A 17,744-nucleotide genomic window follows, 5' to 3' on the forward strand; every position below is an offset into this window, starting at 1 on the left:
CCGGACGGACCCCGATCTGATCCTCGCGCCCATGCTCACCGCCGTGGTCCCCGAGGACATCTGGTCCACCCGCACGGTCCTCATCGTCCACCCGGGGCCCATGGGCGACCGGGGCCCCTCCTCGCTGGACTGGGCGATCCAGGAGGGGGCGCAGGACTGGGGGGTGACCGTCCTCCAGGCCGCGGCCGAGATGGACGCCGGGGACATCTGGGCCTCCGTGCCCTTCCGGGTCGCCCCCTGCGGCAAGAGCGAGCTGTACCGGGGCGAGGTCTCGGACGCCGCGGTGCGGGCGGTCCTGCTGGCGGTGGAGCGCTACGAGGAGCGCTCCTACACCCCCGTGCCGCTGGACTACACGGCGGCGGGCGTCCAGGGCCGGGCGCGGCCGCCGATGCGCCAGGCGGACCGCCGGATCGACTGGCGGTCCGATGACACGGAGACCGTGCTGCGCAGGCTGCGGGCCGCCGACTCCCGGCCCGGCGTCCTTGACGAGCTGTACGGCGACGAGTTCTTCCTCCACGGCGGTCACCCCGAGGACGAGCTGCGGGGAGCGCCCGGCGCGGTGCTCGCCACCCGGGACGGGGCGATCTGCCGGGCCACGGTGGACGGCGCGGTGTGGATTCCCCGGCTGCGGGCCCGCCGCGTCCCCGGCGGGCCCGCGACGCTCAAGCTGTCCGCCGCCGCCGTGCTCGGGGAGCGGCTGGCCGGGGTGGACGAGGCGGAGGCGGATCCCCGGGCGGCGGCGGACCGTGACACCTGGTCGGAGATCCGCTACCGGGAGCACGGCAGGGCCGGGTTCCTGGAGTTCTCCTTCCCGGGCGGGGCGATGGACACCGCACGCTGCCGGCGGCTGCTGGCCGCCTACCGGGACGCGATCGCCCGTCCGACGTCGGTGCTGGTGCTGGGTCCGCGGCGGGACGTCTTCTCCAACGGCATCCATCTGGGCGTCATCGAGGCCGCCGCCGACCCGGCCGGGGAGTCCTGGGCGAACATCAACGCCATGAACGATCTCGTCCAGGCCGTGCTCACCACCACGGACCGGCTGACGGTGGCGGCGCTGCCGGGGAACGCGGCGGCGGGCGGTCTGATGCTGGCGCTGGCCGCCGACGAGGTGTGGTGCCGTGCCGCCTCCGTGCTCAACCCGCACTACCGGCTGATGGGGCTGTACGGCTCCGAGTTCTGGACCTACACCCTGCCCCGGCGGGTGGGGGCGGCCCAGGCCGCGCTGCTGACCTCCCGGACGCTGCCCGTGGGCGCCCGTCAGGCCCACTTCCTGGGGCTGGCGGATCTGGTGCTGCCGGGCAGTCAGGAAGAGTTCCGGTCGCAGACCGTGCGGCGGGCCGCGGAGCTGGCCGCGTCGGCGCCGCTGCCCGGCCGGATCGCGGTCAAGCGGGCCCGTCGCGCCGAGGACGAGGCCGCAGCGCCGCTGGCGGGCTACCGGTCCGACGAGCTGGCCAGGATGGAGCGGAACTTCTTCGGCGAGAGCGAGCCGTACCACGCGCTCCGCGCGGACTTCGTCCACTCCGTACGGCAGCTCACCACCCCGGAGCATCTGCTGGAATGGGCCCCGGCCCACAGCTGAGCGGGCGCCCGGGGCCCGCCCGACGGCAGCGTCTCCGTGGACGCGCGGGGCCGTTCGGCCGTCTTCCACACCCCCGGCCCGGATGTGGTCCCGGGTCCCTCCTCTCCCCGCGCGGACGGCTGTCCGCGCCGCTTCCGCTCACAGGGTTGCCCGTACTCCCCCGTCCTGATGCGTCCCGTTCCGTCCCGCCGCCCCGGGACACCGTCCCCGCCGTGATGCTGAGGGCATGGACGACTCGATGAGCCGCCGTCGTCCGGACGGCGGCGCCACAGGGGCTCGGGAGGCTCGGTGACAGTCATACGCGGGGGCGGGCCGGTCGTCATGGCGTGGTCCGCCGTGTCGCCGTTCGGGATCGGCGCGGATCCCTTCGGTTCGGGAGTACGCGCCGGAGTACCGGCCCAGGCCGGCCCCGGCGCCGGCGGCGGCCTGGTCCGCTCCGTACCCGGCTTCGACGCCCGTGCCCTGCTGGGACGGAAGGGGACCCGCTCGATGGACCGGGTCACGGCCCTCGCGGTGACGGCGGTCGGCCGGCTGCTCGGGCCGGACGCCTGGCGTCCGCCCGCCCCCGGCGGCCCGGTCGCGCTGGTGCTGGGCACCACCATGGGCAGCGCCCGGAGCACGATGGACTTCACCCGCGACTCGATCACCGGCGACCGGCCGCATCTGGTCGACCCGGCCCGCTTCCCCAACACGGTGATGAACTGCGCCGCGGGCCTGAGCGCCATCCGGTACGGGCTCAAGGGACCCAACGCCACCGTCGCCGGGGGCCGGGCCGCCGGACTGCTGGCGCTCAACTACGCACGCCGGCTCCAGCGCGGCGGCCGGGCGCATACGGTGCTGTGCGGCGGCGCGGAGGAGTACTCGGCCGCGCGCGGCTGGCTCCGGCGCCACGCACTGGGACCGGACGGCGACGGCGCCCCCGCCGGCGAGGGCTGCGCCGTACTGCATCTGGAGCCGTCGCACGCGCCGGAGGCGGGCGAGCACGGGCTCGCCGAGGTGGCGGCCCTGGAGTTCGGCGTCGCCGCCGGGCCCGGTGAGGTCCGGTCCGTACTGGCCGCCTGTCTGCGGCGTGCCCTGGCGAGCGGCCCGTTCGCCCCGTCGGACGTCTGGGCGGCGGCGACCGGCGGCACGGCGGAAGCGGGCGATCCGGAACGGGCGGCGGTGGCCGATGTGCTGGGCCGCACGCCCCCGGTGCGGATCTCCTGCGCCGATCTCGTCGGCGACACCTCGGCCGCCGCGGCCACGCTCCAGATCGCCGCGGTCCTCGCGACCGCCCGGCGGACCCCGGCCGCGGTGGGCCGCACGGCCCTGGTCACCTCCGCCGACCGGGACGGGACGGTCGGCTGCGCCCTGCTGCGGCTGCTGCCCGGCGCGGTACGCGGCTGGGGAGTGTCTTCAAAGTAGCGTCGTCCGCCCGGAGGGCGGGTCTGGCAACGCGGCGAGCGTGCGTGCCAGGGCACGGCAGACAGACGGGACTTTGAAGACACGACCTAGGGACCGGCGGCGCAGCCGCTCGTCGCACACTGAACGGCCCACCGAGGCAGGCCGCGGGCAGCGGCCTCACCCCCCTCTCGACGGGAGCCCCCCGTGACCGACGACACCACCTCCTGGGACGCCATCGTCGTGGGCGGCGGCCTCGGCGGACTGACCTGTGCCGCCTATCTGGCCGTCGCCGGACGCCGGGTCCTGGTGCTGGAGCAGCACGACCGGGCCGGCGGCAACAGCCATGTCTTCCGCCGTCGCCGGGTCTATGAGTTCGACGTGGGAGTGCACTACATCGGCGACTGCGGTCCGGGCGGGGTCGTTCCGGCGATCCTGAGCGGACTCGGCGCGGGCGACCGGGTGCGCTTCCATGAGCTGGACCCGGACGGCTTCGACCGGATCGAGCTGCCCGGACTGGCCGTCGACGTGCCCGCGGGATGGGCGGCGTACCGCGACCGGCTGCACCGGGCCCTGCCCGGGGACCGGGCGGGGCTCGACGTCTTTCTCGGCGTCTGCCGGGCGGTGGCCGGGGAGCGGCGCGGATCGCTGCTGGCGCCGGGCGGGCTCCCGGGCGGCGACTGGACGAGCGGCACGGCCGCGCTCCGGGAGTGGGGGCGCCGCCCGCTGGGCGAGCTGCTCGATCACTGCGCCCTCTCGGTCCGGGCCCGTACGGTGCTGGCGGCGCAGTCGCCCAACTACGGCCTGGGACCGGGCCAGGCGACGGTGTCGACCCATGCCACGGTCACCGACCACTATCTCCGCGGCGCGTACTACCCGGTCGGCGGCGGGCAGATGCTGGCCGCCGCCCTGGTGGAGGTGATCGAGGCGCATGGCGGGGAGCTGCGCACCCGCAGCAGGGTCGCCCGGATCGACATCGCCGGCCGGACCGTGACCGGGGTGACCCTCGCCGACGGGCGTTCGCCGGCCGCGCCCCTGGTGGTCTCCAACGCCGACTACCGGCGGACCGTGCTGGAGCTGGCGGGCCCCGGGCACTTCAGCGCCAACGTCGTCGCGCGGACCCGGGACGCGGCGATGGCGCTGCCGTTCGTCACCCTGTACGTGGGGCTGGACCGGGAGCTGCCGCCGCGCCGCGAGGCCAATCTCTGGTGGTACGACACGGATGACGTCGAGTCGCTGTACCGGGAGCTGGAGGAGGGCCGCCCGGCCGGCCGGGTGCGGTCGCTGTTCATCTCGTTCAGCTCGCTCAAGTCCCCGGGCGGGCACCGGATCTGCCCGCCGGGGCACGCCAACTTCCAGCTGATGACGCTCTGTCCGCGCGGATACGCGCCCTGGGGGGTGACCAGGGGTCCCGCCGAGGGGGGACGCTACCGGCGCGACGCGGCCTATCTCGCCCGGAAGGCGCAGCTCACCGAGGCGATGCTGCGGGCCGGGGAGCGCGCCATCGGGCCGTTCCGCGATCACATCACCCATCTGGAACCGGCCACCCCGCTGTCCCAGGAGCGCTATACCCTCTCCACCGGCGGCACCCCCTACGGGCTGGCCCGCTGGGGCGCTCCGGGGGCGCGGCCGAACACCGCGACGGGTGTGACGGGTCTGCATGTGGTGGGGCAGAGCACCCGGTACGGCAGCGGTGTCGCCGGGGTCATGACCGGCGGCGTCATGTGTGCGGCGGGCATTCTCGGCCGGGCGCTGATGCCCGAGGTGTACGGCGGCGCCGTGCTCGGGGATCCCGGGCTGCTGCCCGTACGGGGCGCGGGCTGGGACCCGCTGGCCGTCTCCCTCGGCAGACGCGGCGGGCGGTGACGAGACGCCGCCGTACAGCGTCTCACCGTCGCCGCCGTGGCTTCGGCCAGGATCTCCGGACGGCTCCGGCCCACTTCCTCGTACCGTGCTGTCCCCTTCTGTCCCACGCTGTCCCCCGCCTTGTGGGACACCTTCACGCTTCAACAGCATGGATGCCATGACGGACCACGGCACAGCCGGGGGACGCAGGCAATGAGCACGGAATGGGGGATCGGAAATGACCACGATCATCGATGAGCGCTTTGCGAGGATCCGCGAGATCGTCTGCGATGTTCTGGAGCTCGACGAGGACGAGCTCACGCTGTACGGGAGCTTCGTCGACGAGTTCGGCGGGGACTCGCTCCAGGCGATCGAGATCCTGTCGTCGCTGGAAAGGGCGTTCGGCATCGTGATCGATCAGTCCGAACTGGCCCGGATGGTGAATCTCTCGGCCGTCGCCGATGTGGTGGCCGAGTCCTTCGGGAAGCAGTGAGCACCCGACGGCCGCGCGGTACGGGGACGACTACGGGGACGACACGGAGCGGGGGCCCGATGGTGTCGGATGGAGCGGGAACGCCTCCTGGGGAGGCGGACCGGCGTGTGGTGCTGACCGGGTTCGGCGTGGTGTCGAGCCTGGGGAGCGGAGTCGCGGAGTTCACGGCCGGGCTGCGGGCCGGGCGCAGCGGTGCGAGGCCCATCACGGTCTTCGACACCGAGGGGTTCGCGCACGCGGTCGGCTGTGAGGTCGCCGATTTCACGGCTGAGCGGTGGATCAAGGATCTGCCGGTCGAGTCGCTGGGTCCGGCCACCCGGTTCGCCGTCTCGGCGGCCCGGATGGCCGTCGAGGACGCCGGGCTGGATCCGGCCGTGCTGCGCCGGCAGCACGGCATGATCTGCGTCGGTACCACCGACGGCGAATCCCATGATCTCGACGGGCTGGTGGCGACCGAGGTCGCCCATGGGCCCGAGGCGATGGATCCGGTGGTGGCCGGCCGTATCGGGGCCGCCCGGCTCTCCGTCGCCATCGCCCGGGAGCTGGGTCTGTCCGATGTCGAGGCGGTCACCATCCCGACCGCCTGCGCGGCGGGCAATTACGCGATCGGCTACGGCTATGACGCCGTGCGCTCGGGTGAGGTGGACTTCGCCCTGTGCGGGGGCGCGGACGCCATGTGCCGTAAGACGTTCGCGGGCTTCTACCGGCTGGGCACGATCGCGCCGGACCTCTGCCGTCCGTTCGACGCGGACCGCGCGGGCATCCTGACCGGCGAGGGCGCGGGGGTCCTCGTCCTGGAGAGTCTGCGGTCCGCGCTGGCCCGTGGCGCGCGAATCTATGCGGAGGTTCTCGGTTACGGCCTCAACTGCGACGCCTACCACCAGGTGGCGCCGGATCAGGGCAGTGTGGCGCGGGCCATGGGCCTGGCTCTCCAGGACGCGGGGATCGCGCCGCACCAGGTCGATCTGATCTCCGCGCACGGCACCGGGACCAGGGCCAACGATGTGACCGAGACCCGGGCCATCCGGGACGTCTTCGGCGACGACCCGCCGCGCACGGTCGCCGTCAAGTCGATGCTGGGGCACACCATGGGCGCGGCGGGGGCCCTGTCGGCCATCGCCTGTGCGCTGGCGATCACGCACCGGTTCATCCCGCCCACCATCAATCACCGCCGTACGGATCCGGAGTGCGCGATCGACTGTGTGCCCAATGAGGCGGTCGACGCGGATCTGCGGGTCGTCCAGAACAACGGGCTGGCCTTCGGCGGCAACAACGCGGTCGTTCTGCTGGGCCGTTACGACCCTCCGGGCCCGGGGACGCACAACCCCGCGGGCCCGGGGGCGTACGACCTCACGGGCCCGGGGACGTACGACCTCCCGGGCCCGGGGGCGACGGTACGGGCACGCCCCCCATCTCCTGCATCGGAGCATCCATCATGATCGACACCAGCGCGTTCGAGACCGGCGTGCGGATCCTGCTCACCGAGGAGTCCGCGGTCACGCTGACTCCGTCGTACGAGGGCGCCAACATCGGCACCTACCTCGGCTTCAAGCATGTCAACTATCTGGTGGAGAAGGGGGTCATCGAGCACTTCCGCTCGGCCGGGCTGCCGGTGGGCGAGCTGTACCAGCGCTTCGGGCTCGGGTTCGACGTGGTCTCTCTCGCGTCCCGGCTGCGCGGCGGACTGTACATCGACGACGAGGCGCTGGTGCGAGTGCGGCCGGTGGCCCCGGCCGCCGGCCGGCCCGCGCTGGCGTTCGAGGTGTCCCTCACCGTGCCGCGCGGCGGGACGGCCCGGCGGATCGTGACCGCCACGGTCCACGCCGTGCTCCGGCTGGACGAGGACGCCCGCCGGCTGCCCGACCGGCTGCCCGTGCCCGCGCCGCTGGCCTTCGCCACGGTACGGGAGATCGGCCCGGCACAGCCCGGTGCGGCCGTGCCGGGCCGGCCGGCTCCGCTGGTCTCCGGCGGCACCGTGGACCGGGATCCGGTCCTCGACGAGCTGCTGGCCGGGCGCAACGGCTACGGCTGGCGGATGCGTGTCCCCTATACGTACACGCATTTCTCCGAGCGGGTTCAGATGTCGGGCTATCTACGGCTGATCGAGGAGGCCAAGCACCGGTTCGTGGACGCGCGCGGCATCTCCGTCAGCCGGCTGCTGTCCGAGCGGAACTGGATTCCGCTGGTGACCGAGTCGCGGCTGGAGATCCTGGGCGAGGCCGGGATGGAGGAGGACCTCTACACCACCTACGAGGTCACCGGCATCTTCAAGAACCTCCAGTACACCTCGCGCATGGAGTGTCATGTCGTCCGGGGCGGCCGGCTGCTGCGGGTCGCCACCGGTGCCATCACCCATGGCTACGCGGTCGCCGAGAACGGCAACCGGGCCCGGGTGATCGCCTGGGACGACACCGTGGGGCGGGCCCTGCGCGGCGCCGTGGACACGGCGCGATGACCCGGCCCGTCATCTCCGCCTGGTCCGCCGTCTCGCCGTTCGGGGCCGGCAGCGCGGCCTTCGCGCACGGCGTCACGGCGGGCCTGCGGGCGGTGGCGCCGCTCGGCGCGGACGGCGGGCCGCTGCCCCAGACCCATGCCGCCCCGGTGCCGGACTTCGACGCCCGGCGGATACTCGGCCGCAAGGGCACCCGGTCGCTGGACCGGGTGGGCGCGCTGGCCCTGGCCGCGCTCGGGGAGCTGCTGGCGGGGGCCGGGCGGGTCCAGGAGATCGCCACCGGTGAGCGCGCGGGCCTGGTGCTGGGCACCACCCTGGGCAGTGCCGCGAGCATGATGGACATCACCCGGGACACGCTCACCCGGGAGCTTCCGTACTTCGTGGACGCGGCGCGCATCCCCAACGCGGTGATGAACAGCGCCGCCGCCCAGTGCGCGATCCGGCACGGGATCAGGGGGCCCAACACCACCGTCGCCGGGGGACGTTCGGCGGGGCTGCTGGCGCTGCGCTACGCGATGCGGCTGCTGGCGGCGGGCCGGGCCGGGGCGGTGCTCTGCGGCGGGGCCGAGGAGCTCACCCGGGAGCGGTCCTGGCTGGAGCACCACGCCCACCGGGGCGCGGAGCGCCCGCTCGGCGAGGGGTGCGCCCTGCTGCTGGTCGAGCCGCCGGCCGCGCCGGGATCGCCCGCCGCGCGCCGGGCGCTCGCCGAGGTGCTGGCCGTCGAGACCCGGACCCATGTCGGCGGCCCGCTCGCCGACGCCACGGCCGCGTGTCTGCGGCGTGCGCTGACCAGAGGCGGTGTCACGGCCGGTGAGCTGTGGGCGGTCTCGCCCTCGGGCGAGGCGGCGTGGGAGCGGGCGGTGGACGCGGAGTGCGCGCGGGGCGCGGGCGGGCGGCGGCCGGTGCGGCTGCCGGACGACACCGCCTGGGGCGACGCCGGGGCGGCCACCGCCGCCTTCCAGATCGCGTCCGCGCTGGCGGCGGCCGAACACGATCCGGCGTCCCGGGGACGCGTCGCCGCGATCACCTCCTTCGACCGGGAGGGCGTCCTGGCCTGCGCGCTGCTGCGGATCCATCCGTACGGGCGGATCCATCCGTACGGTACGAAGGCGAGGACGGACGATGACTGAGTCGACGGCGCGGGTCGCGCTGGTCAGCGGCGGGTCGCGGGGCATCGGCCGCGCGGTCGCACGGCGGCTGGCCGAGGACGGTTACGACATCGGCTTCTGCTACCGCGCCCGCGACGACCGGGCGCGGCAGCTGGAGCGGGAGATCCGGGAGCTGGGCCGGCGGGTCCTGGCCTGCCGGGCCGATGTCCGCGACGCGGACTCCGTACGGGCCTGGGTGAGCCGGACCGAGGACGAACTCGGCCCCATCGGGGCGGCCGTCACCTCCGCGGGCGTCACCAGGGACAATCCGCTGGTCCTGATGCGGGACGAGGAGTGGAGCACCGTCATCGGGACCAATCTGGACGGGGTCTACCACGTCTGCCGCGCGGTGGTGTTCGGGATGCTGAAGCGCGCCTCGGGGGTGATCGTCAATCTGTCGTCGGTCGCCGGGGTGCACGGTCACGCGGCACAGACCAACTACGCGGCGTCCAAGGCCGGGATCGACGGGTTCTCCCGCTCGCTGGCCAAGGAGGTGGGCCGCTACGGCATTCGCGTCAACTCGGTGGCCCCCGGCTTCATCGAGACCGATATGACCGGGGCGCTCAAGGACCACGTCATCGAGGCGGCGGTGGGGCGGATCGCGCTGCGCCGTCTGGGCCGGGCGGAGGAGGTCGCCGATCTCGTCTCGTTCCTGGTCTCCGACCGGGCCCGGTACATCACCGGGTCGGTGCTCCACATCGACGGCGGCATCTCTCTGTAGCGGGTGCGGCTTCCGCGCCCGCGCATCCCGATCCTCAGGAGGATCTCCCATGGCCCGAAAGCCGCCCGAGCGGCCCCGCTGGTACTTCTCGCTGCGCAGCCCGTACGCGTGGTTCGCCTTCCGGGACCTGCTGGAGCACCACCGGGAGGTGGCCGACGCGATCGACTGGCTGCCGTGCTGGGAGCCGGACCCGCCCACCGCGGGGCTGCTGGCGGGGATCGAGCTGCCCTGGGTGCCGATGTCCCGCGCCAAGAGCTTCTACGTCCTCAAGGACACCCGGCGGCTCGCCCGTGAACGCGGGCTGAGCATGAGCTGGCCGGTGGACCCGGACCCGCACTGGGATGTGCCCCATCTGGGATTTCTGGCGGCCGAAGAGGCGGGCCGGGGACGGGAGTTCGTCTCGCTGGCCTATCAGGAGCGCTGGGAGAAGGGCCGGGACATCTGCGACCGCGAGGTGATCGCCTCCATCGCCGGGCGCCTCGGTCTGGACCCGGGCGGGGTGGCGGACGCCTGTGACGACCCGTGGTTCCAGCGGGCCGGCGCCGAGCGGTTGACCAGGTCGTACCACGACGGGGTGTTCGGGGTGCCGTTCTTCATCCGGGGCCGGGAGCCGTTCTTCGGTGTGGACCGCCTCCCGGCGTACGCCCGCGCCCACCGCGAGGGCGGGCCCCTGCCCGCCCCCGGGGCGGCGGCTCGGAGCGGCGAACCGCTCGCCGGCCTCCTGCCCGCCGGGCTCGACTCCGGCCCCGGGGGCGGCTGCGGCTGACCGCCCGTCCGGGCGGCCGACGCTGCTTTGAAGACACGCACCGAGTACGTTCCGGGACGTTTCTCCGACAGGACCAGGGAGCGGGCAGATGGCGTCAGGCGTTGCTGGTGAGGGCGGGCGGCGGGCCGATTCCCTCGGTCCTGGCCCGTCCCCTGGCGTAGTCGCGGGTCAGATCGCGGAGCAGATACCGGCCCCGGGCCGCCGGTTCGATCAGATTCTCCGCCGCGATCTGGTTGAGCAGCCGACGCGCCTCGTCGCCGCCGACGCCGCCGATCACGGCGGCGCTCTCCACGGTGAACTCGGCCCGCCCGGCGAGCCCGAGGGTGCACAGCAGCCGCTGCGCCTCCGGGCTGAGCAGCCGGTAGGAGCCGTCGAAGGCGGCCGGGACCGTGTCCGACTCGTCCCCGTCGATGGCGAGCGCGGCCATCCGGTCGCCCCTTTCGAGTTCGGCCGCGTACTCCCGGATGTCCTGATCGGGGCGGTCGGCGAGGTTGGCCCCGGCGATCCGGAGCGCGAGGGGCAGCTGCATACACCGCCGGGCGATGCCGTCCAGGGCCCGGGCGCCGCCGGGGTCCACCGCGCGCCCGATGGCCTGGATCAGCATCCGGCGGGAGGCGGCGGGATCGAGCGGGCCGAGCAGCAGCCGGTGCGCTCCGTCCCGGGCCACCAGTCCGGAGAGCCTGTTGCGGCTGGTGGCGACCGCCAGACAGCGGGAGTCGCCGGGGAGCAGCGGGCGTATCTGAGCAGTGTCGAGGGCGTCGTCGAGGACTATCAGCACCCGCCTGCCCGCCAGCAGGGAGCGGTAGCTTCCCATCCGCGACTCCACATCGGCGGGGATGTCGGCCTCCGCCATGCCCAGCGCCCGGAGCAGAACGGCGAGGGCCTGCTCGGTCCGCATCGGGGCGCGACCGGAGCCGCGCAGATCGAGATGGATCTGACCGTCGGGGAAGTGGTCGGCGACCTGGCGGGCCCAGTGCACCGCCAGCGCGGTCTTGCCGACTCCGGGCATCCCGGAGACCGCCACCACCGGGACGGCGCAGCCGCGCCGCTCCAGCTGCATATCGAGCACGGCGAGGTCGAATTCACGGCCCACCAGGGCGGCGGGGGCGGCGGGAAGCTGCTGCGGCGGCACCGCCGCCCCCGGTGTCCGCCCGGACGGCCGCCGTTCGGACGGCGGCTGCTCGCGCGGCGTCCACGCGGACGGCGCCCGGCCGAACCACGCGCCCCCCGGCGCCGACTCGTCCGCGGCCGTGGACACGGCGGGGAACGCGGCCGGAGCCATGACGGAGGGCACGGCCGAAGACGCGGCCGGAGACATGGCTGGAGACACGGCTGGGGACATGGCGCACAGCCGCCGCCAGACGGTGAGCCAGACCTCCACCGATTCGGCTATCTCGCGCTCCCCCGAGCCCCGATAGCGCAGACACGCGGCGACATACGCCGCGACGAACTCCGAACGCGGCACCCGCCGTCCACGCAGCACGCTGGAGACCGTGCTGCGCGGCAGGGCGTCTATCTCATCGCCGTTGGCGGCCCGGGCGGTCCCCGCCAGCCGCTGAAGACGACGCAGAGAGGGCTGACCGGCCCAGAGCCGCAAGTCCCTCATGCACCGGAGGAAGTCATCGACCGATTCCAGTGCGCTCGGCTGTATATCCCGTAGAGATTCCTTACTCATTGCGATCCCCCTGAACATCCTGACCAAGATCCGGAGCCTCACCCCACCGGGCGGCCCCGTCAGACGACTTCACGATCGGTCTCCGCCGCTGCGGACGGATGACCGCTGAGCCGGACTCCCCTTCGGTCTCGACGCCTGTCGGCTGGTCAGAACCCACCGGCGACCGGTACCGCGTCCGTCCCCCCTGATGACCTTCACCACACCCTTGCGGGCATCAACAACTGTGAAGCCCACCGCCCCATCACGACAACCCAATTTCGTACTCTTCTCTGCAAGTTACCACTCATGGCACGTTAATGCCTCAACATGTGTTTATGGTCTCGACGGTCGGAGGCGGCGTCCGGCAGCGGGGCCGGACGCCGTCCTTCAGCCGCACCGAACCGGAGCCCGCACACTCGTCTAGTACTGTGTGAGGGTTATGACGACGTGCTGAAGGAGTCGCGATGGTGAGCGTCGCCGACCGCTCCAGCGGTCATGGACCGACGGCAGACCTGGCCGAACGCGTCCAGCGGCTGATCGAGCTGCGCACCCCTGCGGGCAGCAGACGCCCGTCGTACGACCAGATCGCCCGGAGCATCAACGACACCGCGGGCCGCAATGTGATATCGGGCGCCTACATCTGGGAACTGGCCACCGGCAAGACCACCAACCCCCGGATTCACCATCTGGAGGCGCTGGCGGGATGGGGAGGGACCGATGTCCGGTACTTCTTCGACGACGCCTACGCCTCCCGGGTGGAGCCGCAGTTGAATCTGCTCTGGCGGCTCAAGGCGAGCGGGGTGCTGAACGTGGCGCTGCGCGCTCAGGGCCTCTCCCACTCCAGCCGCGAGCAGGTCGGCACCATGGTCGATCATCTGCGCAGCCTCGAAGGACTCAAGGAACCGGACGACGCTCCGGACCTCCCGGCCTTCGACTGACCCGCGCCGGTAGCCTTGTCGGCCTGACGCCCGGAAGCCGGCTGACGGGCCACGGGGAGAGGCTGTCGCATGGGGTGGCGCGATCTTCGGGAGCAACGGGCGCTCCGCAGCGAGTGCAGAGCCAAGCTGAATGAGCTCGATCTGGTCCTGCCCGCCCCCTTCACCCTCGAATCCTTCCTCGACGACCTCCGGAGGCGGCGAGGCCGGCGGCTGATTCTCCATCCGTGGAACGAGACCCTGCCCGAAGGAGGTCTCTGCGGGGCCTGGCTGAGGACCAGCGACACCGATCATGTCTACTTCGCCGCCAACACCTCCGCGACCCATCAGCGGCATATCGTGCTGCACGAGATCGCCCATATGCTCTGGGGCCATGAACTCCTGCCGGACACCGCGAGTCTGACGGGCCTCTTCCCCGATCTGGACCCGCGGACCGTGCTCGACGCCCTCTCGCTGCACCGCACCGGATACGCCGAGAGACAGGAGCAGCAGGCCGAGATGACGGCCAGTCTGCTCGGTCAGGCGATCGACCGGCTCCAGGCTCCCCGCGGGCTCTCCGGCTCCCTCGGCCGGCTCCAGGACGCCCTGGGCGGAAGCGACGAACCCCCGGACGACCATCGGGAGCGGCGGTGAGGACCAGCGCGCTCGCCACCCTGCTGCTGTTATGGGCCGTGGTCCTCTGGCGCGCGCCCAAAGCGGTGCGATCCCCCCGGCAACGCCCGCTGACCACGGCCTTCGCGGCGCTGGCCGTGGTCGCGACCCTGGGCCGGGAGAGCGTGTCGACGCCGCTGGAGGAGCTGCTGGGCGTCTCATCGGCGGCCAGCCTGCTGAAGCATCTGTCCGGACTGATCGCCAGCGCGGCGGTGCTCGAATTCATCGCCCGGATGACCGGCCGCACCGAGACCCGGCGTACCCGGCGGATCCGCTACGGCCTCTGCGCCGCCGCCGGAACCACGATGTCCGCCGTCTTCCCCTTCGTACCGCGCGACGGCGGCAACAGCACCTTCCTCATCGAGAGCATCAGCGCTCCCCTCGCCCTCGTCTACTGGGTCGTCTGGCTCGGATATCTCGGGACCGCGCTGTTCCTGGCGACCGGACTGTGCTGGCGGCAGTCCCGGCAGGCGCCCAGGGGGCGGCTCCGCGCCGGGCTCGGCCTCATCGGCGCGGGCACGGTGACCGGGCTGCTGTACACGGTCAACAGGATGTCCTTCGTGGTGATGGACTACGCCGGACGGCGACCGCCGTTCTCCACCGAGGTGACGCTCCTGATCAGCGATGTGCTGCTGGATCTCGCCATGCTGTTCATCCTGCTCGGCACCACCCTGCCCGCGCGCGCGGTCGGCTCCGCCGCCCAACTGCTCCGGGACCGCCGGGCGCTGTGGGATCTCCACCCGCTCTGGCGCGACCTGAGCGAGGCCAATCCGGCGGTCGTCCTGGACGGAGCCGCGGGCCGGTGCCGTGAGCTGCTCCACTTCCGCACCACCCGGCTGCGCCTCTACCGGCGCGTGATCGAGATCCGGGACTGCGGCCTCGCGCTCCAGGAGCACATGGGGGCCCGGGCGGAGGCGGAGGCGGGCCGTATGGCGCGCGAGAGGGGCTTGACGGGTCCGCGGGCCGAAGCGTTCGCCGAGGCGTTCCGGCTGGCGTCGGCTCTCGCCGGCAAGAAGAACGGAATCCGCCGTACCGGCGTCTCCTCCGGTGACTCCCCCCGCCCGCCGACCGATATGACGAACCTGAGGGAGGAAGTACGCTGGCTCCGCCTCGTCGCCCGCGCGTACCGCGCCCTCGGCCCGCACGGCTCACGCTCGTCCGCACCCACTCGACACCAGCAGGGACAAGGTCATGCCCACCCTCCCTCCCGCACTCCCCGATGAAGCACCCGGCGCGTCCGGGACGGCCCGGAGCGCCGGCTCCGCCGAAGACGAGAGCCGCCGGGACGCCCTCGGCGGACTGGCGAAGGCGATCACCGACGTCTTCGCCCCGGGCCTTCTCGTCGTGGTCGTCCTGCTCGCGGTCGGCTGGCACAGCACACGGAGCCTCACCGGCGTCGCCTGGGGATTTCTGGCCGCGTTCTTCTGCGGGATCCTGCCCTACGCGTTCATCATCGCCGGGGTGCGGCTCGGCCGGCTGACCGATCTGCATCTGCGGGTCCGCCGGCAGCGCTTCGTCCCGCTCGCGGTGACCATGACCTCGGTCGTCGCCGGAATCACCGCCCTGACCGTGCTCGACGCCCCGCGCGAGATCCTCGCCCTGGTGGCGGCCATGCTCGCCGGGCTGGCGGTCACCCTCACCGTGACGAAGTGGTGGAAGGTCTCGGTGCACACGGCGGTGGCCGGGGGCGTCGTCGCCGTCCTCGCCCTCTCCTACGGCCCCGCCCTGGCCTGGTGCTCACCGGCGGTGGTCCTCATCGGCTGGTCCCGGGTGCGGCTGCGCGACCACACCGTGGCGCAGACGGTGGTCGGCGCACTCATCGGCTCCTCGATCGCCGCCGGCGTCTTCGCCCTGCTGAGATGAGGACGCGGCGGGGCGGCGCGATCCCACCGCGCGCCGGCACCGCTCTGGAACACGAGGCTCCGCAACCTCCTCGCAACGTCCTGGGGCGTTGACTGGCAACCGCATCGGTGGCGGCGCAGCGGCCCGTACCTCGGGTCGGTCACATGGCGCGGGCGGGGGCCCGGGGCGGAGTCGGCGCCGCTCCGGGCCCCCCGGTCCAACGGCTCCCTTCAGTGCTCTCCAGGCACCGGCTCCAGCACGAAGACGGGGATCTGACGGTCCGTCTTCTGCTGGTAGTCGGCGTAGTCGCCGTACGCCTCGACGGCGCGCGCCCACCACTCGGCCTTCTCCTCGCCGGTGACCTCGCGGGCCCTCATGTCCTGGCGCACGGTGCCGTCCCGCAGCTCCACCCGGGGGTCGGCCACCACATTGTGGTACCAGACCGGGTGCCGCTCCGCGCCGCCGGCGGAGGCGACGATCGCGTACCGGCCGCCGTGCTCCACCCGCATCAGCGGCGATTTACGGATCCGGCCGCTCTTCACCCCCCGGGTGGTCAGCAGGACGACGGGCAGACCCCGCAGTGTCGTGCCCTCGGTGCCGCCCGAGCTCTCGTAGAGCTCCACCTGTTCCCGTACCCACTGTGTGGGGCTCGGTTCGTACTCGCCCTCAAGAGGCATGGCGTCCATCCCTTTCCCAAAGACCGTCACTGACTCCGGCTCTGAGATCAACGCGCCGGAGCCCTGTCATCATCCCCCGGACACGGGTGCCCCGGCGCGGAGTTCGCGGTGTGCCGTCCGCCGGATGACGGCCGTCTCCGGCCCGCCGCGCGGGTCCGGTGCAACGGTGTCGCAACCCTTTTGGTGCTGTGCTGCGCGGATGGCCGATTCCCCACGAGTGGAGCTGACCCCGGCAGCCGCCGATCTCCTGCGCCGGCTGCGGGCCGCCCACGGTCCCCTGATGTTTCATCAGTCCGGTGGCTGCTGTGACGGCAGTGCGCCCATGTGCTACCCGGACGGGGAGTTCCGTACCGGGCAGTCCGACGTCCTCCTCGCCGAGCTGACCGTCGAGGGGATGGCGGAGAACGTCTCCTTCTGGATGTCGAAGTCCCAGTACGCGGTGTGGAGCCATACCCGGCTCGTCGTCGATGTGGTCGAGGGGCGCGGCAGCGGCTTCTCGCTGGAGGCTCCCGAGGGGGTGCGGTTTCTGATCAGGTCCCGTCTGATCGACGGCTGACGGAGGGTCGCGGCGGTCGCGGAGGTCACGGCGGTCCTGCGCCGCGTCAGGGACAGAGCCCTCGTGCCGCGTCAGGGATGGAGGCCGCCGACGACCTCGGCGGTGGCCGCGACCCCCTCGTGGATGGTGGGCGCCATGCTGGTGCTCGCGAGAAAGAAGCCGAGCAGCGCGCAGACCAGCGCGTGCGCGAACTTCAGCCCGCCGTTGCGCAGAACGATCACCGCGAGCACCACCAGGAGCAGTACCACCGAAATCGAAATGACCATCGCCAGCCTCCTTCACCGCGCCGGATTCGCGGCATTCGGCCGTAGTCTGGCGCAGCCGGGGGCCCGTACGGCCGTCTGGCGTGTCCGCCGTACGGGTGGTTGGGCTCGCGAGGTCCGTCCGGCTATGCGTCGTAGGCGCGCAGGAAGCGCTCCAGGCCCGCGAGATCGTCCGAGTTGAGATGGTCGGTCCCGGCGGCGAGCAGCTCGTGCCAGAGCGCGTCCCGGGCCGGTCCCGGGGTGTCGGGGACGGCCCAGAAGCGGACGCGCCGCCGGTGTGCGTGGGCGGTGGCGACGAGGGTGCGCAGCTTCTCCCGCTCGGCCGGCGGGAACTCACCGGAGCCCTGCCAAGTGAAGCTGTGGTTCCAGTTGCTGGAGATCAGCGGGATGAAGGAGGCGGGGGCGGGGACGGAGGCGCCGAGGTCGTCCAGGCGGCCGTCGTAGAACGCGTACCGCTGCCGCTGCGCCTCCATGGGCGCGCGGGCCGCGCGGTCGCCCGAGACGACGGGGGTGACGGCGCGGAGGCGGACGCGGCCGTCCGCGTACTCGCTCAGCATCCGGCGGTACCGCCTCAGCAGCCGGTCGAGCTCTTCGTAGCAGGCGGCGCCGTCCGCCTTGATGTCGATCAGCAGTTGTACGGGGCGGTGGTAACCGGGGTGGACGAAGCCGTGGCCCGCCCGCACCCGGGCGAGGAGCGGATCGAGATAGAGCGAGGCCAGGGTGCGGGCGGGGTCGAGTTCGGCGGGGGTGTGGGCGACGAGGAGTTCGCCGTTCACCAGGAA

At 72.9% G+C, this 17,744-nt stretch carries 18 protein-coding genes; 14 read left to right on the forward strand and 4 right to left on the reverse strand.

Features of this window, described 5'->3' with window-relative positions:
- The 9 genes from FF041_RS24195 to FF041_RS24235 all read left to right on the forward strand — a co-directional run.
- Positions 1-1,579, forward strand: a 1,579-nt coding sequence (locus FF041_RS24195) for an enoyl-CoA hydratase-related protein (RefSeq protein ID WP_153524791.1), incomplete at its 5' end; no start/stop codon positions are given.
- A 288-nt stretch (positions 1,580-1,867) separates the two neighbouring features.
- A complete protein-coding gene (locus tag FF041_RS24200; RefSeq protein WP_323392564.1) occupies positions 1,868-2,983 on the forward strand; it encodes a beta-ketoacyl synthase N-terminal-like domain-containing protein in 1,116 nt (371 codons plus the stop codon).
- 183 nt (positions 2,984-3,166) lie between these two features.
- On the forward strand, positions 3,167-4,825 hold the full coding sequence (locus FF041_RS24205) for a phytoene desaturase family protein (RefSeq protein WP_323392566.1): 1,659 nt from the start codon (positions 3,167-3,169) through the stop codon (positions 4,823-4,825).
- Positions 4,826-5,042: 217 nt separating this feature from the next.
- Positions 5,043-5,297, forward strand: coding sequence for an acyl carrier protein (locus FF041_RS24210; protein ID WP_153524779.1), 255 nt, complete (start codon positions 5,043-5,045; stop codon positions 5,295-5,297).
- A gap of 59 nt (positions 5,298-5,356) precedes the next feature.
- Positions 5,357-6,736: a beta-ketoacyl-[acyl-carrier-protein] synthase family protein gene (locus FF041_RS24215; RefSeq protein WP_153524780.1), complete on the forward strand. Its 1,380-nt coding sequence runs from the start codon at positions 5,357-5,359 to the stop codon at positions 6,734-6,736.
- A complete protein-coding gene (locus FF041_RS24220) occupies positions 6,733-7,752 on the forward strand; it encodes an acyl-CoA thioesterase family protein (protein WP_153524781.1) in 1,020 nt (339 codons plus the stop codon). The genes FF041_RS24215 and FF041_RS24220 overlap by 4 nt, the downstream gene beginning before the upstream one ends.
- The gene (locus FF041_RS24225; RefSeq protein WP_153524782.1) at positions 7,749-8,879 is read left to right on the forward strand and encodes a beta-ketoacyl synthase N-terminal-like domain-containing protein; all 1,131 of its coding nucleotides are present in this window, start codon (positions 7,749-7,751) and stop codon (positions 8,877-8,879) included. The genes FF041_RS24220 and FF041_RS24225 overlap by 4 nt, the downstream gene beginning before the upstream one ends.
- Positions 8,872-9,618: a 3-oxoacyl-ACP reductase FabG gene (gene fabG / locus FF041_RS24230; protein WP_153524783.1), complete on the forward strand. Its 747-nt coding sequence runs from the start codon at positions 8,872-8,874 to the stop codon at positions 9,616-9,618. Before FF041_RS24225 ends, fabG begins: the two co-directional genes overlap by 8 nt.
- A 49-nt stretch (positions 9,619-9,667) precedes the next feature.
- Entirely contained in the window at positions 9,668-10,384 is a 717-nt protein-coding gene (locus FF041_RS24235) for a 2-hydroxychromene-2-carboxylate isomerase (protein ID WP_153524784.1), read from the forward strand.
- A gap of 94 nt (positions 10,385-10,478) precedes the next feature.
- On the opposite strand, the gene FF041_RS24240 is transcribed toward FF041_RS24235, so the two are convergent.
- Positions 10,479-11,990, reverse strand: a complete 1,512-nt coding sequence (locus FF041_RS24240) for an NB-ARC domain-containing protein (RefSeq protein ID WP_194292145.1) — start codon at positions 11,988-11,990, stop codon at positions 10,479-10,481.
- A gap of 512 nt (positions 11,991-12,502) precedes the next feature.
- On the opposite strand from FF041_RS24240, the gene FF041_RS24245 reads away from it, so the two are divergent.
- The 4 genes from FF041_RS24245 to FF041_RS24260 all read left to right on the forward strand — a co-directional run bounded on the left by FF041_RS24245 (position 12,503) and on the right by FF041_RS24260 (position 15,487).
- Complete coding sequence (locus tag FF041_RS24245) at positions 12,503-12,976, forward strand: XRE family transcriptional regulator (protein ID WP_153487359.1); 474 nt, start codon at positions 12,503-12,505, stop codon at positions 12,974-12,976.
- A 69-nt stretch (positions 12,977-13,045) separates the two neighbouring features.
- Positions 13,046-13,606: a hypothetical protein gene (locus FF041_RS24250; protein ID WP_153524786.1), complete on the forward strand. Its 561-nt coding sequence runs from the start codon at positions 13,046-13,048 to the stop codon at positions 13,604-13,606.
- Positions 13,603-14,847 (forward strand): MAB_1171c family putative transporter, encoded by a 1,245-nt coding sequence (locus FF041_RS24255; protein ID WP_153524787.1) that lies wholly within the window; start codon positions 13,603-13,605, stop codon positions 14,845-14,847. Before FF041_RS24250 ends, FF041_RS24255 begins: the two co-directional genes overlap by 4 nt.
- On the forward strand, positions 14,816-15,487 hold the full coding sequence (locus tag FF041_RS24260; protein WP_228388589.1) for a phosphatase PAP2 family protein: 672 nt from the start codon (positions 14,816-14,818) through the stop codon (positions 15,485-15,487). The genes FF041_RS24255 and FF041_RS24260 overlap by 32 nt, the downstream gene beginning before the upstream one ends.
- 209 nt (positions 15,488-15,696) lie before the next feature.
- Here FF041_RS24260 and FF041_RS24265 read toward each other — a convergent pair whose 3' ends face one another.
- Entirely contained in the window at positions 15,697-16,143 is a 447-nt protein-coding gene (locus FF041_RS24265; protein ID WP_153524788.1) for a nitroreductase family deazaflavin-dependent oxidoreductase, read from the reverse strand.
- A 199-nt stretch (positions 16,144-16,342) separates the two neighbouring features.
- Here FF041_RS24265 and FF041_RS24270 point away from each other — a divergent pair, with 199 nt between their 5' ends.
- Positions 16,343-16,699, forward strand: coding sequence for a DUF779 domain-containing protein (locus tag FF041_RS24270; RefSeq protein WP_153524789.1), 357 nt, complete (start codon positions 16,343-16,345; stop codon positions 16,697-16,699).
- 71 nt (positions 16,700-16,770) lie between these two features.
- Here the strand turns inward: FF041_RS24270 and FF041_RS24275 are convergent, their stop codons facing one another.
- Complete coding sequence (locus FF041_RS24275; protein WP_153524790.1) at positions 16,771-16,965, reverse strand: hypothetical protein; 195 nt, start codon at positions 16,963-16,965, stop codon at positions 16,771-16,773.
- 122 nt (positions 16,966-17,087) lie between these two features.
- A partial coding sequence (locus tag FF041_RS38105) for a PI-PLC domain-containing protein (RefSeq protein WP_194292146.1) occupies positions 17,088-17,744 on the reverse strand: 657 nt, incomplete at its 5' end.

Origin of the sequence: Streptomyces jumonjinensis, assembly GCF_009600885.1 — a bacterium.
Lineage (GTDB): Bacteria > Actinomycetota > Actinomycetes > Streptomycetales > Streptomycetaceae > Streptomyces > Streptomyces jumonjinensis.

What these genes read in the sequence shown, in the direction of transcription:
- FF041_RS24210 (WP_153524779.1), top strand. Translation starts at nt 5,043, where the DNA reads ATGACCACGATCATCGATGAGCGCTTTGCGAGGATCCGCGAGATCGTC.
- FF041_RS24215 (WP_153524780.1), top strand. Translation starts at nt 5,357, where the DNA reads ATGGTGTCGGATGGAGCGGGAACGCCTCCTGGGGAGGCGGACCGGCGT.
- FF041_RS24220 (WP_153524781.1), top strand. Translation starts at nt 6,733, where the DNA reads ATGATCGACACCAGCGCGTTCGAGACCGGCGTGCGGATCCTGCTCACC.
- FF041_RS24225 (WP_153524782.1), top strand. Translation starts at nt 7,749, where the DNA reads ATGACCCGGCCCGTCATCTCCGCCTGGTCCGCCGTCTCGCCGTTCGGG.
- fabG (WP_153524783.1), top strand. Translation starts at nt 8,872, where the DNA reads ATGACTGAGTCGACGGCGCGGGTCGCGCTGGTCAGCGGCGGGTCGCGG.
- FF041_RS24235 (WP_153524784.1), top strand. Translation starts at nt 9,668, where the DNA reads ATGGCCCGAAAGCCGCCCGAGCGGCCCCGCTGGTACTTCTCGCTGCGC.
- FF041_RS24240 (WP_194292145.1), bottom strand. Translation starts at nt 11,990, where the DNA reads ATGAGGGACTTGCGGCTCTGGGCCGGTCAGCCCTCTCTGCGTCGTCTT.
- FF041_RS24245 (WP_153487359.1), top strand. Translation starts at nt 12,503, where the DNA reads ATGGTGAGCGTCGCCGACCGCTCCAGCGGTCATGGACCGACGGCAGAC.
- FF041_RS24250 (WP_153524786.1), top strand. Translation starts at nt 13,046, where the DNA reads ATGGGGTGGCGCGATCTTCGGGAGCAACGGGCGCTCCGCAGCGAGTGC.
- FF041_RS24260 (WP_228388589.1), top strand. Translation starts at nt 14,816, where the DNA reads ATGCCCACCCTCCCTCCCGCACTCCCCGATGAAGCACCCGGCGCGTCC.
- FF041_RS24265 (WP_153524788.1), bottom strand. Translation starts at nt 16,143, where the DNA reads ATGCCTCTTGAGGGCGAGTACGAACCGAGCCCCACACAGTGGGTACGG.
- FF041_RS24270 (WP_153524789.1), top strand. Translation starts at nt 16,343, where the DNA reads ATGGCCGATTCCCCACGAGTGGAGCTGACCCCGGCAGCCGCCGATCTC.
- FF041_RS24275 (WP_153524790.1), bottom strand. Translation starts at nt 16,965, where the DNA reads ATGGTCATTTCGATTTCGGTGGTACTGCTCCTGGTGGTGCTCGCGGTG.